The sequence below is a fragment of the Candidatus Pelagibacter sp. PS_41 genome (assembly GCF_059417725.1).
In genome coordinates this window covers 1,199,609-1,216,620 of the sequence record NZ_CM182062.1, presented here as the reverse complement: position 1 = coordinate 1,216,620, position 17,012 = coordinate 1,199,609, and the positions used below count along the sequence as shown (strand labels likewise).

Here is a 17,012-nt window from a genome sequence, read left to right as displayed (position 1 = left end):
TCATTACTCAATCTTTATAAACTATATTTCTTGCAGACATGATCAATTCATCAGCTTCCACTTTTGATAAAGCAAAGTCTTCAAGATACCCTTGAATTTTTATTCTTTCACCTTTAACAACATCATAACCGCCTGTTAATTCATCAGATGCTAGATCTGCAAAATCTTCTAATTTTAAAATTTTCTGCTCACCTAAAGTAACTAACATTCCAGGAGTTAAACCTTTGTGATTTATAAGATCATCTTGCAATCCTAAATCTTTAATTCTTTTAGTAATATCTTCCTGATCTTTTTGATAAAACTCTTTAGCTCTTTCGATTAAAGCTTTAGCTGTATCTTCTTCAATACCTTCAATTTTTATTAAACTTTCTGGTGTGCTATCTTTAATATCTGAAATTGAAGAAAAACCTTCAGCGACAAGTAATTGTCCTAGGGTTTCATCTAGCTCTAAGTTTTTAACAAAGTTTTCAGTTTTCTCTTTGAATTCTAACTGTCGTCTTTCTGAGTCTTCAGCATCAGTCATTATATTAATTTCATAATTTAATAATTTAGTAGCAAGTCTTACGTTTTGACCTCTACGACCAATTGCTTTACTTAAATTTTCTTCAGTTAAAATCACATCTAATTTTTTTGCAACACTGTCAACATTAACTCTTTGAACTTCTGCGGGAGATAGAGCGTTAGAAACTATAATTGCTGGATCTTCAGACCAATTCACAATATCAATTTTTTCTCCTTGTAATTCATTAACAACTGCTTGAACTCTTGATCCTCTCATTCCAACACAAGCTCCTACTGGGTCTAATGAAGTATCAACTGCTTTAACACAAATTTTTGCTCTACTTCCTGGATCTCTTGCTGATGACTTAATCTCAATTAAACCGTCATAGATTTCTGGAACCTCTTGAACAAAAAGTTTTTCCATAAATTTAGGATGAGCTCTTGATAAAAATATTTGCTGTCCTCTTGTTTCTCTTTTTACATCATAGCAGTAAGCCTTAATTCTATCACCTGCTTTAATGTTTTCTCTTGGGATCATTTCATTTTTTTGAATAATTGCTTCAGTTCTTCCCAAATCAACTATTACATTTCCAAATTCTAAACGTTTAACAATTCCACTCAAAATTGTATCTTTTTTATCTATAAAGTCATTGTATTGTCTTTCACGCTCCGCTTCTCTTACATTAAAGCTAATAACTTGTTTTGCTGTCTGAGCTGCAATTCTTCCAAAGTCAAAAGAGGGCAATGGTTGTAAAATTTCATCACCAACTTTTTTATCTTTGTTTTCTTCATTTAAAATGATTGCGTCTTGAAGATTAATTTCTGTATTTGTGTTCTCTGGTTTTTCAACAATAACTAATTTTCTAAATATACCAATGTCACCACTTTCTCTGTCAATTAAAACTTTGATTTCATTGTCTTGTCCGAATTTAGATTTGGCTGCTTTAGCAATTCCAGTTTCCATAGAATCTATAATCAACTCTTTATCGATAGATTTTTCTAAAGCCACAGCTTCAGCTATTCTTAATAATTCTAATTTATCTGATCTTCTATTTAACATATTTTAATAGTTCCAAAAAAAAATGGGCTAAAGCCCATTCTGTGATTTCAATAATGTAAAGGCAATATATAAAGAATTTTTTTTAATTCAATAGTAACTATTTAGAAAAAACACTCTTTTTATCTGTTTTTTCCCATGAAAATGAACCGTCTGTCTCTGGCACTCTGCCAAAATGACCATAAGCTGCTGTTTTTTCATAAATTGGTTTATTCAAATTTAACATCTCTCTTATTCCTCTCGGGCTCAAATCAAAATTCTTTGAAATCTCTTCTGTTACAAATTTATTTTTTTCTAAATCATTATCAAATAAATCGACATAAATAGATAACGGTTTTGAAACCCCAATTGCATAAGCTAATTGAATTAAACATTTCTCTGAAATTTTTGAAGCAACAATATTTTTAGCAATATATCTTGCAGCATAAGCAGCAGATCTATCTACTTTAGTTGGATCTTTTCCCGAAAAAGCTCCTCCCCCATGAGGCGCTGCCCCACCATAAGTGTCCACAATAATTTTTCTACCTGTTAAACCACAGTCTCCATCTGGCCCTCCAATTACAAAATTTCCTGTGGGATTTACATAAAACTCTTCTTCATTAAAATCTTTTAAAAAATTTTCTGGAATTGATTTTAATAAATAAGGTCTTAACAATTCTCTAACTTTAGCTTGATCTACGTCTGCAGAATGCTGTGTAGAAATTACAACTGATTTTATTTTTGTTGGTCTTCCATCAACATATTCAAAAGTAACTTGGCTTTTTGAATCTGGCTCTATATTTTTTAATTTTCCAGATTTTCTATCTTCAGCCATAAGTCTTAAGATTTTATGAGAATAATGAATTGGTGCCGGCATTAATTCTTCAGTTTCATTACAAGCATAACCAAACATTATTCCTTGATCTCCAGCTCCCTCATCTTTATTTCCTGAGGAGTCTACACCCATAGCAATATCAGCTGATTGAGAATGAAGATGGCTTTCAATTTTTGTAGCTTCTCTCCAAGTAAAACCATCTTGGTCGTATCCAATATCTTTAATACAATCTCTTACTTTTTGATAAAGATCTTCTTTTTTTATCTCTGGTCCTCGGACTTCTCCTGCAAGGACAACTTTGTTTGTAGTTGTTAATGTTTCACAGGCCACTCTAGAAAATGGATCACCAGCAAGATAGCTATCTACCACCATATCTGAAATACGATCTGAAACTTTATCCGGATGACCCTCTGACACAGATTCACTGGTAAATAAAAAGTTTTTTAAATTACTCATGTTCAAGTTTATTAAATGAAAAAATTAAAAAAATATATATTAAAATAATGATAAAAAATATTTTATTACCATATTTCATAAATAGAGTTGATTTGGTAATTTTACTTTCAGTAAAATCAACATATCCTGTAGACCCAAATTCTACTTTTTGCTCAATAATTCCTATAGGATTAACTATTGCAGTGATACCATTGTTTGCAGATCTAATTATATACTTTCCACTCTCAATTGATCTAAAGATACTATGTGAGAAATGTTGTTTAGGGCCTATGGATCTTCCAAACCACCCATCTTCTGAAATATTAATTATATAATTATAATTATTTTTTTTAGATATTTTACCTGAATAAATTATTTCATAGCAAATGAGTGGCAGTAAACTCACTTTAATTTTATCTTTATCAATATTAAAAGGGGCTCTATTTTTACCACTTGAGAAAGATTGATAATTGTTTGTAACCGTTTTAAGGCCGATTAATCCTAAAATATTCTCAAACGGAATAAACTCACCGAATGGAACTAAATTAACTTTGTTATAGCTCTCCTGTAATTGCATTTTATGATCAAATACCACCATTGAATTATAAAATAAATTTTCACCATTAGAGTCCTCAATACTATTCAATCCCATAATAATTAAATCATCTGATGAAAAATTATTTATAAACAAGTCCTGATAGATATCCATTTCGCTTACATAGCTGTCTGGAATAATTCCCTCTGGCCATAAAAAAATTGTAGGTATTTTTTTTTCGGGAGCACTAAGGGTTATTAATTCATTAATTATTTTTATCTCATCTTGATTTGTATAAAATCTACCTAAACTAATGTTGGGTGATACAGCTCTAATCACGTAGGGATTTTTTATATTTTTAAGTGAATTAAATTGATTAATTTTAAGATTACCAAAAATTAAAAAAGTAGATGAAATTAAGATAAAGAAAAAACAAAATACAATCTGTTTTCTATTTTTTCTTAATATCAAAACAGCCGGTAAGGAAAAAAGAGAGATACAAAATAGATTAAAAGAATAAGTGCCAATTAAAGAGACTATTTGAATAAAATAAATATTTTCAGAAAAACTATACGAAACTAAATTCCAGGGAAATCCAGTAAATATCAAACCCCTTATAAATTCTATAATGCCAAATAAAATTGAAAAAATAAGAAAAGAGCTAATTAAATTCTTTGAGTAAAAAATTGAAAATAAATAAGTAATTATTCCATAAAATATAGCTAAAAAAGTTGGTAATAAAATTATGGCTAGAGGAATTAGAAATTTAAAACTTTCATCAAAAGTTAATGAAATTGATATCCAATACAAACTTGATAAAAAATATCCAAATCCAAAAAACCATCCATATTTAAAGAAAGACTTATTCTCTAAATTTTTTTCTCTTTTATTGTAAAGAAAAATAAAAAATAAAGAAAAAGTAAAAAAGTTAATTAGAAAATAATTATAAGGTGGTAAACTATAAGAGCTGATAACTCCTAAAAAGACAATGTAGATTGCATTTAAAAAATTTTTTTTAAGCAAATTTTTCATTTTTGCTTTTAACTAATTTAAAGATTTTTTCTTCCTCTTTGCTCATCTTTTTAAAATCTTTCAATTTTACATGATCATGACCCAAAAGATGAAGAAACCCATGAATAAATATTTTTATAACTTTATTTTTAAAATCCAGATTAGTTAAATTCTTTGGTTTATTCATAAATTCATAACTGATCACTATATCTCCAAGATAAGTATTCTTTTTTAAATTAAGTTTTTTCTCAAAGGGAAAAGATAAAACATCTGTTGGTTTATCCTTATTTCTGAAACTTTTGTTGAGCTTTTTAATTCTTTTATTATCTGACAAAAGAATACTTAAACTTATCTTTTTTCCAATAAACCTATATTTTTTTGGGAAAAACTTAACTAATTTATTGAAAAAAATATCTTTTTTTTTTATCTTTTTATTCCAAAGATTGTTCTCAGAAACAACACCAACACTAATCATTTTCTTGGTCTGAGTAAGCCTTAACAATCTTAGATACAAGGGGATGCCTAACTACATCAGAATGATCAAAATCTACAACAGATATTTCCTTAATATGTCCCAATAATTTTTTAGACCTATTCAATCCAGACATGCTTTTATGTGGTAAGTCAATCTGAGAAGGGTCACCATTAATAACAATTTTAGAGTTTTCTCCAATACGAGTTAAAAACATTTTAATTTGTGTATCTGTTGCATTTTGTGCTTCATCTAAAATGGCAAAAGAATTTTTTAACGTTCTTCCTCTCATGAATGCGAGTGGTGCAATTTCAATATCTCCAATTTCAATCATTCTTTGAATTTTTTCAAAATCAAAGAGGTCATATAGTGAGTCATATAAAGGTCGTAAATAAGGATCTACTTTTTCTTTCATGTCACCTGGTAAAAATCCTAAGCGTTCTCCAGCCTCTACTGCAGGTCTTGATAAAATAATTCTCTCAATTTTTTTATCAAGCAACATTGTTAAACCCACCGCCACTGCCAGAAATGTTTTTCCTGTTCCAGCTGGTCCTGCTGAAATGGTAATGTCACTCTGTCTTAAAGCTCTAACATATTCTTTCTGTCTTTCTGATCTTGGAATGACTGATTTTTTAGGTGTCTTAATTATATCTGAAACATTCTGGTTTTTTACTTTTTCTTCAATCATAAATTTATCTATGGATGAAATTATATCTTTTTTTTCAATACTTCCATTGCTAATAAATTGATTTGCTAAAAATTGGATAGCGTTTTTGGTTATCTCATTTTGTTCTGGAGTAGACTTAATAATAATTGAATTCCCTCTTGAATATAAACTCGTATTAGTAATTTTTTCTAATTCCTTTAAATTTGCATTGAATTCTCCCACTATACCCATCAATAAATCATTATCATGAAATATAACGCTTAAGGAATTGTTGTCTGAATATACAAATTTTAATGTTGAGTTAATTTTTTTAGAATTTGTATTATTCAATTTTAAGCTACCTTTTTTTTAGAACTTTCTACTAATTTTCCAAAAAGACTATTTTGATTACTGCTTGTTATTTCAACTTGTACAATTTTTCCAATACTATCTATATCACCATCAAAAATTACTGATGTCATATATTCTGTTCTGCCAAATAGCTTAATTCCATCTTTCATTATATTTTCCACTAGAACATTTAAAATTTTATTTTCAAGAGATTTATTTTTTTTAATTTGATTTTCAAATAACCTCTTTTGAATAATTTCTAATCTTTCTTTTGATTTTACCGCATTAACTTGGGTAAGATCTGCAGCTACTGTTCCAGGTCTGGCACTAAAAATAAAAGAATATGAATTTATGAAGCCAATTTTTTCAATTAATTCCATAGTTTTATTAAAATCATCTTCATCTTCTCCTGGATATCCAATGATGAAATCACTTGAGAATTCCACATTAGGATTTATCTCTTTTAAACTTTCATAAACTTTTAAATATTCCTCAATAGTATGTTTTCTATTCATTGATTTTAAAATTTTATTAGATCCACTTTGTACAGGTAGGTGAACTAGTGGCATTAATTTAGAGCTTTTTTTATACACATTAATTAAATCCTCTGTCATATCTTTAGGATGAGAGGTTGTATATCTAACCCTTTCAATTTGATCAAAACCATTAAGCTCTAACAATAAGTCTGATAATTTATATTCTCTATTATTATCTTGAAATTTATAAGCATTAACATTTTGACCTAACAAAATAATTTCTTTTGCACCTGACTCAATTAATTCTTTTGCTTCATCGATGATTTGTTTGAATGGTCTAGAGTATTCAGGGCCACGCGTATAAGGAACTACACAAAAATGACAGAATTTATCACAGCCTTCTTGAATAGTTAAAAATGAAGATACTTTACTATCTTTATTTTTAATTTTACTTAAATAATTAAATTTTGAAATTGTATCAAATTCAGTTTCTTCCTCTTTCTTTTTATTCTTCGAATGTTTTAATATAGCCTCATTAATTTTATGATATGATTGAGGTCCTATAACAATATCTATATAAGGCTCTCTTTTTAACATTTCTTGATTTTCAGCCTGAGCAACACATCCTGCTACAATAACAATTGGTTTTGGCTTTGATCTAAAAATTTTTTTAACCCTACCTATTTCATGATAAACTTTTTCTTTAGCCTTATCTCTAATATGGCAAGTATTTAATAAATAACAATTTGCATCTTCATACTTGTCAGTTTTTTCAAATCCAATTTCTTTGACTGTATCAAAAATACGATTAGAATCGTATTCATTCATTTGACAGCCAAAGGTTTTGATAAAAATTTTTTTCAACATTCAACTAGGATTTTTTTTTAACCCCATATAATTCTAATTTATGATCCACAAGTTTATATCCATATTTAGCTGCAATTTTTTCTTGTAGTTTTTCGATTTCTTCGTCCACAAATTCTATAATCTCTCCAGATTTAACATCAATTAAGTGATCATGATGTCCCTCATTTAATTCCTCATATCTTGCCTTTCCTCCCTTAAACTCATGTTTAGCTAATATTCCTGACTCTTCAAAAAGTTTTACAGTTCTATAAACTGTGGCAATACTAATTTTTGCATCAATTTTCGTAACCCTATTATATAACTCATCTACATCAGGGTGGTCTTTTGCCTCTGACATCACTTTTGCAATTATCTTTCTTTGATCTGTTAACTTAACACCTTTTGCTATGCATTTTTGCTCAATATTTTGTGACATTATTAATTTTAACTTAAATAAATAGGATTAATCAAATTCTTTTTAATTTGAAATTGTTCGCATAAACTGGGAACATCTTCATATCTAATTTCATCTTTAACCTTAAAATCTTCAAAACTAAAACAATAATAGTTAATTTTTTTAGTTAAATGCAAAGCTTTAATTGTTGCTAATGAGTTTCTAATACCCGCAAAACTTCCTGGACCTCTATTTACATATATTGTGCTTACTTTATCTAGAGAGATTTTGTTATTATTCAAAAATTCATTAATTAAAATCATTAATTTTTCAAAATTAATTTTACTATTTTCATGACTACAAGTATAAATATTTTTACTAACTATGAGTGTTAAAAAAATTTTATCTCTAGCAGCATCTACAATTAAATTATTCATTATAACAATGTTATTAATGTTTAGTTGTAAAGCAGATGAAAATAATATCAAATATTATTCGCCTGACATGGGTATACTTTCTCTTATGTATCACCGATTTGATGAAAATAAATATCCATCTACAAATATTCAAATGGATATATTTAAGGAACATATTTCAATAATTAGGCAATCAAACCTTAAATTCTATGATCCCAAAAATTTAGAAAATAACTTTTCAACAATTAAAAAAGAGAAAAAAATTCTTTTAACCATTGATGATGCTTTCACTTCTTTTTACAAGGTTGCTTGGCCTTATTTAAAGCAAGAAAAAATCCCATTCATATTATTTGTATCAACCCAATCGATTGGAAAATATGGTTATATGACTTGGGAACAAATAAAAGAATTAGAACAAGAGCCTTTTGCCTATATTGGAAATCATGCCCATTCTCATGATTACTTAGTAGATTTTAACAAAGAAGATTTTATAAAAGATATTAATTCTTCTACTTCCATATTTAATAAAAATTTAGGATATAATCCTATTTTCTTTTCTTATCCCTTCGGTGAATATAGTCTAGAAATTAAAGAATATATTTCTAAAAATTTTAAATATGCTTTCGGACAACATTCAGGGGTGATTGATTATAATAAAGACCCCTTTGAACTTCCACGATTCCCTATTAATGAAAAATATGGTGATTTAGATCGATTTAAATTTTTAGTAAATCTGTATCCACTTCAATATAAAAATTTATATCCTGAAGATAAATACGTAACAGATAATAATCCTCCTGAATTTTATGTAGAATTTTTTGATGAACAAAAAAATATAAATAATATTAATTGTTTTTCTGATGAGGGTAATGAATGGAAGCAGTCCAATGTAGATTTTAATAAAGATAAATTACGAATAAATTTTAGGGAAAAATTTTTGTTTAGAAGGGGAAGAATTAATTGTTCTCTTAATGATGATGGATTATGGCGATGGTTTGGAGTTCAGTTTTCAGTTAAACAAAATTAAATTAAACTATTAAGTTCAATACTTGATGGCATTAACTTTGCATCATCAAAATCTGTTAATTTATTTTGTCTAATAATTTGTTGTAAAATTTTTACATACTCTTTTCTAGTCTCTGCATATTCATCAAGATATTTTGAAAGAATAATACTATCTAGCTTTTCACCATTATCTCTTAGTTCTGCTCTAGCACTTCTAAAATCTCTATAAGATGAATGGGTATTTAAATTTCTTTGATACGCTTTAACTGATGCCTGTAACACGTTAAATCTCATAACTTTGTGTGTGCTATCATTATCAGCACCAGAGGGTTTTATTCCATCACCGGACCACGTCCACTGACCAAATAATGCATTTCCTTCTTGTGCAAATCTAGATGTTCCCCACCCAGTTTCTTTTGCAGCTTGAGCGATTGCCATTGAGACTGGTACTTCATCCATTCTTATTTTAAGTGTAGATAAATCTTTATTTACAACTCCATATTGTTTAAATTTTGAGTTCAGCCAATTTTGTTGTGCTTTAGTATTTTTACTTTTATTTAAAATAGTAAAAAGTTTTTTACGGTCAAATTTAATATTATTATTTTCTTCAATGACTAATGGTAAAATAATTTGGATAAATAGATCTTTTCTTTTTTTAGCATTTTCTATTTTAGTAATCTCTGCCGGTAATACTGTTAAAGAAATCGGTTTTACTAATTTATTTTTTCTTACATCTTCTAAATTATAATTTGTTGATTTAAATAACTCTTCAATTGTAGAAGCACTTAATCTCACACTATCCTTTTCTTTTGGCTGATTATCAAATGTGAAAATGTCTTCAAATAAAGATTCTTTATCTAAGTTATCATCTAGTTTTGGATCTTGGTTTTCTAGTGGTTTATTCAAATTATTTTTGGAATTATTCTCGTAGTTTTTAGAAAATATTTTTTCTTTATTTGTAAGATCGATGGCAAGTGGTAAAACAAAGAAAAATGAGATTATAATTAAACTAGATAAAAAAGTTTTTGATAGGGTGTCCAAGGTAATAGATTTTTTTTTATTAATATTCTTTCTTATTATAAGTCCCTTTTTTTTTAAAAAACTTTTTATTTCTAACAGTGAAAATTGTTTATTTCTCATAACTATATAGCTACTACCTCTTTTACCTCAGGGAGATAATGGCACAAAAGATTTTGCACTCCTTGCTTAAGTGTCATTGTTGAGCTTGGACATCCAGAACAACTACCTTGTAATTCTACTTTGACAACACCATCCTTAAATTCTTTAAATTTAATATCTCCACCATCTTTGGCAACAGCTGGTCTAATTTTAGACTCTAAAATACTTATAATTTGTTTTTCTATTTCACTATGTTTTTCTTTTTCACCTCCAAATAATTCATTCGCAATGACAAACTCTTTGCCTGTAGAGTAGAAATCATTAATCAAAGAAATTGCTATATGTTTAATTTCATCCCAGCTTATTTCTTCTTTTTTATTAATTGACAAAAAATCTGCACCTAAAAAAACACCTATCACGCCGTTAACAGATAACAAGTTTCGAACTAACTCGTTATCAGTCTCCTCTTTTTTAGTAACTTCAAAAGATCCATTATTGGATACCGTTTTACCAGGAAGAAACTTTAAAGAATTTGGATTTGGTGTTGCTTCGGTTTGGATAAACATTATTCTATATATAGTGATAAATTATGAAATTTAAACTAATTAATATATTTGTTTAAAAACCAACTAATTCTTTTATTTCCTTAATTTTTTTTGATGCAACTATATCTGCTTTTTTAGACCCCTCTAACAGAATTGTATCTAAATATTTTTCATCATTTAGTAATTCTTTTATTTTTTTTGAAATAGGTTCAATTTTTTCAACCAAAACATCTGATAATTCTATCTTGAATTCAGAAAAATTTTTTCCTGAAAATTCATCTATTGAATTCTGTAAACTCTGATTTTTCAAGCTAGAGTAAATACCTAATAAATTTTCTGCTTCAGGTCGCTCAACCAACTCATCAACATTGTTTGGTAATGGTAATGGGTCAGTTTTTGCTTTTTTAATCTTATTAACTATTTCATCTTTACTGTCAGTAAGATTAATTCTACTCAGATCTGAAGGATCTGATTTGCTCATTTTTTTTAATCCATCTTTTAAACTCATTATTCTAGAAAATTGTTTTTGTATCAATGGCTCTGGCACTTTTAAAAACTCAGGTGCATTAAAATCATTATTAAATTTTTGCGCAATATCTCTGCAAAGTTCTAGGTGCTGTTTTTGGTCGTCTCCTACTGGCACATGTGTTGCATCATAAAGCAAAATATCAGCAGCCATCAAAACAGGATATGAATAAAGACCAATACTAGCTTTTTCTTTATCTTTTCCAGCCTTTTCTTTAAATTGAGTCATTCTATTAAGCCAGCCAATCCTTGAAACACAACTTAAAATCCAAGCAGCTTCTGAATGTGCTGACACCATTGATTGGTTAAAGATAATATTGTTATCTGGATTGATACCACTTGCAATAAATGTAGCAGCTGTCTCTCTTATATTATTTTTTAATTCCTTAGGATCTTGCTTAACTGTGATTGCATGAAGATCTACAACACAAAAAATGCAATGATTTCCCTTGTCATTTTGAAGCTCTACAAAATTTTTTATAGCACCAAGATAGTTTCCCAAATGAAGATTGCCAGTAGGCTGAACACCTGAAAAAATTTTTTTACTCATGTTAATAGTTTAGATTAATATCACTTTTTTTAAAAGCTTTGATTAAGAGTGCTATAAAAATATAGAATGTAAATCCAACAATTACTGTTGAGATTAAATATATTGCTTTAAAATTTTCGGAATACATTAATTGTTCATTAAAAAAATTAATTAAAAAATTAAAAAAAATACCCATTAAAATAGAGGCTACTATAATTTTGATAAATCTATCAATGAAAACTAAATTAAATTTAAACAAATTATCTTTTTTTAAAAAAATAAATAAACAAATTGCATTAAACCAAGATGATATTGTAGTTGCTATGGGCAAAATAATAAATCCTATTTCCTTAAAAAAAATAACACTTATAAATATATTTAATAAAACTGAGATTAGAGAAATATAAAAAGGTAATCTTGTATTGTGTCTTGCGAAATAAAAGGCAGAAAAAACTTTTATCAATGAAAATGCGGGTAAGCCAATAGCAAAATAAAATAGAGCCTTTGCTGAATTTTTAACACTTAATTCATCAAAAGATCCATAACCAAATAATGATGATATAATTTCTTCTGAAGCAATTAACAATGCAATTGCTGCAGGGATACTTAAAAACAAACTTAATTCTAAAGCTTTATTTTGAATTAAATTCATTTTATCTTTATTTTGATTTTGAACATACTTAGATAATTGGGGCAAAATAACTGTACCAATTGCAATTCCAGCAATTGCTAAATTTATTTGATAAACTCTATCTGCATAATAAAGATAAGAAACTGCACTAGTTTGAAATGAGGCAATAATTGTTCCAACTAAAATATTTATTTGGGTAACACCAGATGAAAAAATACTTGGTAATAATTTTTTAAAGAAATTTTTTACTTTTTCATCAATCTTGATTGAAAAATTTACTATAGGTAAAAAATATTTTTTTACATAAAAATATAAAAAAATAAGCTGCAAAATACCTGAGATTGTCACAGCATAAGATAAATAATACACCAATTGATCATCTAAAATTTTACCCAAAAATAAAACACTAATTAAAAGTATGTTTAAAATAATTGGTGCAGCTGATGCTACAGCAAATTTATTATGTGAGTTTAAAATAGCAGAAAAAAAAGATGCTAAACTAATAAATAATAGAAAAGGAAATGTAATTCTTGTTAGAGTTACGGCTATTTCCATTTTTTTAAGATCGCCCTCAAAACCAGGTGCTATTAGAAAGACGAATACTGGCATTAAAATTTCAATAAGAAGTACTAAAAAAAACAATCCTAAAATTAATAAGTTAAAAATACTATTAGCAAAAGCTTGTGATTTTTTTTTATTATTTAATAAAGAGGAATAGCTTGGGACAAACGCAGCATTAAATGTTCCTTCAGAGAATAATCTTCTAAAAGTATTTGGAATTCTAAATGCAACAAAAAACGCATCAGCTAGCAATCCTGTTCCAAGAAAAATTGCTATTAAAATATCTCTTAAATAACCCAATAATCTACTAATTATTGTAAAAAAACTAAACGTACCTGTTGACTTGAGAAGATTCATAAATCATATTAGTCTTAAATTCGCTTCAATTGTATACCTAATTACCAAAAATGAAAAAAACTAAAATAGACCATTACACTGATAAAGAAGCTCTAGAATTTCATAGTTTAAATAAGCCAGGTAAAATTGAGATTAATTCCTCAAAACCAATGACGACTAAGAGAGATCTAGCACTTGCATACTCTCCGGGTGTAGCAGTTCCAGTAAAAGCAATTGCTGACAATCCCGAGGCAGCCTATGATTACACATCGAAAGGTAACTTGGTGGCTGTAATAAGTAATGGATCTGCAATTTTAGGAATGGGAAATCTGGGAGCTTTAGCTTCAAAGCCTGTAATGGAAGGTAAAGCAGTTTTATTTAAAAGATTTGCAGACATCGACTCGATAGATTTAGAAATAGACTGTAAAGATTCTGATGAAATAATAAATAGCATTAAAAATTTTGCATGTAGTTTTGGTGGGATTAACTTGGAAGACATAGCTGCACCTGACTGTTTTATTATTGAAGAAAAATTAAAAGAAATTTTAGATATTCCAGTATTTCATGATGATCAACATGGAACCGCAATAATAACTACGGCAGCTTTAATTAATGCTTTAGATATAAGTGGCAAGTCAATAAAAGACATTAAGATTGTGGTTAATGGTGCTGGTGCTTCTGCAATAGCTTGTACTAATTTATTTAAAAATAGTGGTGTCTTAAATGAGAACATAACCATGTTAGATCGAAAAGGTGTTATCTATAAAGGAAGAACAGAGGGTATGGACCAGTGGAAATCGGCTCATGCAATTGAAACTAAAAATAGAACACTTGAAGATGCAATAAGTGGGGCAGATGTATTTTTGGGACTATCTGCTAAAGGTGCTTTAAAAAAAGAACTTGTGAAAATAATGGCAAAGAATCCAATAATTTTTGCTTGTGCCAACCCTGATCCCGAAATAACTCCTGAAGAGATTATGGAAGTAAGAGATGATGCTATTATTGCAACTGGCAGATCAGATTATCCTAATCAAGTTAATAATTTAATTGGTTTTCCTTATATTTTTAGAGGAGCTTTGGATGTTAGGGCAACAACAATTAATGAGGAAATGAAGGTTGCAGCTGCAAACGCAATTGCTAAATTAGCAAGAGAAGATGTTCCAGATGAAGTGGTTGCTGCAATGGGTGGCGATCGTCCTAGATATGGAAAAGACTATATTATTCCATCTACCTTTGATCCAAGGTTAATTAGTGTTATCCCCGCAGCTGTTGCCAAAGCTGCTATGGATAGTGGAGTTGCAAAAAAACCGATAAAAGATTTTGAGCTTTATAAAGATCAACTTAAACAAAGACTTGATCCCTCGGTAACCATTATGCAGGGTATTAATTCTCATATTAAAAAAAATCCAAAGAGAATTGTTTTTGCAGATGGAGAAGATGAAAATACATTGAAGGCTGCTATAGCTTTTAAAAACTCTAAGCTAGGGATACCAATCTTAATTGGTAAAAAAACAAAAATTAAAGAAAGAATAAAAGAAATTGGATACAATGAAAACTTTGATATCAAAATAATAAATTCTGAAGATAATGAAAAAAGAGAAAAATATGTAAAATTCTTATTTGCCAAACTTCAAAGAGAACAGGGTCTACTAGAGAGAGATTGTGACAGGATGATTAGGAATGATAGAGTAATTTGGGCATCTTGTATGGTTTCTTGCGGTGATGCCGATGGCGCTGTCACTGGCAACACACGGAGGTTTGGATCATCTTTTGATAAAGTTACACAAGTAGTAAATGCTAGACCTGGTGAAATAATGTTTGGTTTAAACATGGTCGTTGCTAAAGGTAAGACAATTTTTGTTGGGGATACTAGTGTAAATGAATACCCAAGCTCAGAAGAGCTTGCAGAAATTGCAATTTCGTCTGCTCGTGTAGTTAAAATGTTTGGCTTTGTTCCAAAAGTTGCTTTTGTTTCTCACTCTACTTTTGGCCAACCTCTTACAAGTAGAACTAAGCATATTAAAAAAGCTGTTGAAATTTTAGAGAAGAAAAATGTCGACTTTGATTTTGACGGAGATATGCAACCAGATGTTGCTCTTAACTCAGAATACAAAGAACTTTATCCTTTTTCAAGTATCGTTGGAAATGCTAATATTTTAATAATGCCTGGACAACATAGTGCAGCAATCTCTTATAAATTAATGAAAAGTTTAGGTGACACAAGAGTAATTGGGCCCTTATTAATCGGATTAGGTCAACCCATTGAAATAGCACCTTTGAGATCTTCTACTTCTGAAATTATAAATCTAGCATCAGTGGCTGCTTACTCCGCTGACGTTATAGATTATAAAAAAAATTAATCTTTTTGAATTCTTAAATCTTCAACCAAAATAATACTTGCTATAACATTCTCAACATCAAGTATTTCTTTTGCTTCATTTATTACTTCTTTTTTTTCTTCATTTGTTAAAGCAATTCCATAAATGAATATTTTTTTCTTATAGGTGTCTATTTGATAATTAGTTGAATTTATTTTTTTATTAAAAATTAATGCAGAACGTAATTGAGAAGTTATCAATAAATCTTTTGCAGATTGTTTAAAATTAAAATCTTCTTTTATTTTAACATCATTTCTTACAGATCTGACACCTTTTGTTTCCCATGCTAGTTTAGTAATTTGAAGTTTTTCTTCAGGATCATCTACTTTACCAGTTAGAAAAATTCTTCCATCTAAAACTTTTGTTTTTACAGATATCAAATAACTTTTATTTGTTAATAGCAATCTACCTGTCAGATTTTTTTGCATCACAGAGTCATCTATTTGAGTACCTAAAGATCTTGGATCAAATGCAACACTTACACCTGTTCCAAAAACACCCTTCGAACTTAATCCTACACATCCAGTTAAAAATAAACAAATTAAGCTTATTAAAATAGTTCTATTTTTCATTTTTCAATTTTAGACAATAATTATAAATTTCTTTTTTTGGCACATTAGAGTTTTGGCTAATTAAATCTGTAATATCTTTTATACTTAGTTTCTTAATCATTTTTTGAATATTAATTTTATCTGATTCTTTTAAATTTATCGAAGAATTTTTTTCTTTTAATTTTTCAGAAATAACAATTGTTAATTCTCCTTTTGGGTCAGATTTAAAAGGTTCAAGTTTATCAATGTCAGTTCTAATATATTCCTCATAATACTTAGTCATTTCTCTACATATTAAGATCTTTCTATTTATAAAATATTCTTTGATGTATTTTACTGATTTGTTGAATTTCCTTGGTGAAATAAAAAAAACAATGCAGCCATCTTGTTTTTTAAGTTTTTCAAAATCTTCTTTGAGTTTATTATTTTTTTCTGGAAAAAAACCATAGAAAAAATATTGTTCATTAAAACCACTAATTGATACGGCAGAAGAAACTGCCGATGCTCCTGGAATAGGATAAATATCGATTTTATTAATTAAACACTCATTAACTAATATTGCCCCAGGATCTGAAACAGAGGGTGTTCCTGCGTCAGAAATTAGAGAAACAACACAATCCGACTTTAAAATCTTAATAATTTTAGATAGGTTTTTTTTTTCATTAAATTTGTGGTTTGAAATAAGTTTGGACTTAATTTCATAACGATCTAATAGGTTTTTTGAAGTTCGAGTGTCCTCGCACAAGATATAATCTGATTTTTTTAACACCTCTAATGCCCGCAAAGTAATATCACTTAAATTTCCAATTGGTGTGGAGACTATATAAAGGCCACTTTTAACTTTATTATTTGTAATGTCAGTATGTAGAATCATTAAA

16 protein-coding genes are annotated in these 17,012 nt (G+C 28.4%); 2 read left to right on the top strand and 14 right to left on the bottom strand.

Annotated features, from left to right (window positions below; genetic code table 11):
• Positions 1 to 7: 7 nt before the first annotated feature.
• From nusA to AC5SL8_RS06610, 8 genes are all read right to left on the bottom strand, one after another.
• Positions 8 to 1,561, bottom strand: a complete 1,554-nt coding sequence (nusA, locus tag AC5SL8_RS06645; protein ID WP_494573160.1) for a transcription termination factor NusA — start codon at positions 1,559 to 1,561, stop codon at positions 8 to 10.
• Positions 1,562 to 1,658: 97 nt separating this feature from the next.
• Positions 1,659 to 2,828: a methionine adenosyltransferase gene (gene metK / locus AC5SL8_RS06640; RefSeq protein ID WP_494579869.1), complete on the bottom strand. Its 1,170-nt coding sequence runs from the start codon at positions 2,826 to 2,828 to the stop codon at positions 1,659 to 1,661.
• Entirely contained in the window at positions 2,821 to 4,374 is a 1,554-nt protein-coding gene (gene lnt, locus AC5SL8_RS06635) for an apolipoprotein N-acyltransferase (protein ID WP_494579867.1), read from the bottom strand. Before lnt ends, metK begins: the two co-directional genes overlap by 8 nt.
• Positions 4,358 to 4,828: an rRNA maturation RNase YbeY gene (gene ybeY, locus AC5SL8_RS06630; RefSeq protein WP_494579866.1), complete on the bottom strand. Its 471-nt coding sequence runs from the start codon at positions 4,826 to 4,828 to the stop codon at positions 4,358 to 4,360. Before ybeY ends, lnt begins: the two co-directional genes overlap by 17 nt.
• On the bottom strand, positions 4,821 to 5,822 hold the full coding sequence (locus AC5SL8_RS06625) for a PhoH family protein (RefSeq protein ID WP_494579864.1): 1,002 nt from the start codon (positions 5,820 to 5,822) through the stop codon (positions 4,821 to 4,823). Before AC5SL8_RS06625 ends, ybeY begins: the two co-directional genes overlap by 8 nt.
• 2 nt (positions 5,823 to 5,824) lie before the next feature.
• Positions 5,825 to 7,165 (bottom strand): tRNA (N6-isopentenyl adenosine(37)-C2)-methylthiotransferase MiaB, encoded by a 1,341-nt coding sequence (miaB, locus tag AC5SL8_RS06620; protein ID WP_494579862.1) that lies wholly within the window; start codon positions 7,163 to 7,165, stop codon positions 5,825 to 5,827.
• A gap of 4 nt (positions 7,166 to 7,169) precedes the next feature.
• Complete coding sequence (locus tag AC5SL8_RS06615; protein WP_494579860.1) at positions 7,170 to 7,580, bottom strand: Fur family transcriptional regulator; 411 nt, start codon at positions 7,578 to 7,580, stop codon at positions 7,170 to 7,172.
• A gap of 8 nt (positions 7,581 to 7,588) precedes the next feature.
• The gene (locus AC5SL8_RS06610) at positions 7,589 to 7,975 is read right to left on the bottom strand and encodes a peptidase M22 (RefSeq protein WP_494579858.1); all 387 of its coding nucleotides are present in this window, start codon (positions 7,973 to 7,975) and stop codon (positions 7,589 to 7,591) included.
• Between the two features lie 16 nt (positions 7,976 to 7,991).
• Between AC5SL8_RS06610 and AC5SL8_RS06605 the strand changes: the two genes are divergently transcribed.
• Positions 7,992 to 8,981, top strand: coding sequence for a polysaccharide deacetylase family protein (locus AC5SL8_RS06605; protein ID WP_494579856.1), 990 nt, complete (start codon positions 7,992 to 7,994; stop codon positions 8,979 to 8,981).
• On the opposite strand, the gene AC5SL8_RS06600 is transcribed toward AC5SL8_RS06605, so the two are convergent.
• Genes AC5SL8_RS06600 through murJ form a run of 4 tightly spaced genes read right to left on the bottom strand, consistent with a single transcriptional unit; the run spans position 8,978 to position 13,226 of the window.
• Entirely contained in the window at positions 8,978 to 10,099 is a 1,122-nt protein-coding gene (locus AC5SL8_RS06600) for a glucosaminidase domain-containing protein (protein WP_494579854.1), read from the bottom strand. The genes AC5SL8_RS06605 and AC5SL8_RS06600 overlap by 4 nt on opposite strands.
• A gap of 2 nt (positions 10,100 to 10,101) precedes the next feature.
• Entirely contained in the window at positions 10,102 to 10,644 is a 543-nt protein-coding gene (locus AC5SL8_RS06595) for a NifU family protein (RefSeq protein WP_494579852.1), read from the bottom strand.
• A gap of 52 nt (positions 10,645 to 10,696) precedes the next feature.
• Entirely contained in the window at positions 10,697 to 11,698 is a 1,002-nt protein-coding gene (trpS, locus tag AC5SL8_RS06590) for a tryptophan--tRNA ligase (RefSeq protein ID WP_494579851.1), read from the bottom strand.
• A gap of 1 nt (position 11,699) precedes the next feature.
• Positions 11,700 to 13,226, bottom strand: coding sequence for a murein biosynthesis integral membrane protein MurJ (gene murJ / locus AC5SL8_RS06585; RefSeq protein ID WP_494579850.1), 1,527 nt, complete (start codon positions 13,224 to 13,226; stop codon positions 11,700 to 11,702).
• Between the two features lie 50 nt (positions 13,227 to 13,276).
• On the opposite strand from murJ, the gene AC5SL8_RS06580 reads away from it, so the two are divergent.
• Positions 13,277 to 15,565: an NADP-dependent malic enzyme gene (locus AC5SL8_RS06580; RefSeq protein ID WP_494579849.1), complete on the top strand. Its 2,289-nt coding sequence runs from the start codon at positions 13,277 to 13,279 to the stop codon at positions 15,563 to 15,565.
• On the opposite strand, the gene AC5SL8_RS06575 is transcribed toward AC5SL8_RS06580, so the two are convergent.
• Both AC5SL8_RS06575 and rsmI read right to left on the bottom strand, forming a co-directional pair.
• Positions 15,562 to 16,155, bottom strand: coding sequence for a BON domain-containing protein (locus AC5SL8_RS06575; RefSeq protein WP_494579848.1), 594 nt, complete (start codon positions 16,153 to 16,155; stop codon positions 15,562 to 15,564). The genes AC5SL8_RS06580 and AC5SL8_RS06575 overlap by 4 nt on opposite strands.
• Positions 16,145 to 17,008: a 16S rRNA (cytidine(1402)-2'-O)-methyltransferase gene (rsmI, locus tag AC5SL8_RS06570; protein WP_494579846.1), complete on the bottom strand. Its 864-nt coding sequence runs from the start codon at positions 17,006 to 17,008 to the stop codon at positions 16,145 to 16,147. Before rsmI ends, AC5SL8_RS06575 begins: the two co-directional genes overlap by 11 nt.
• Between the last annotated feature and the right edge of the window lie 4 nt (positions 17,009 to 17,012).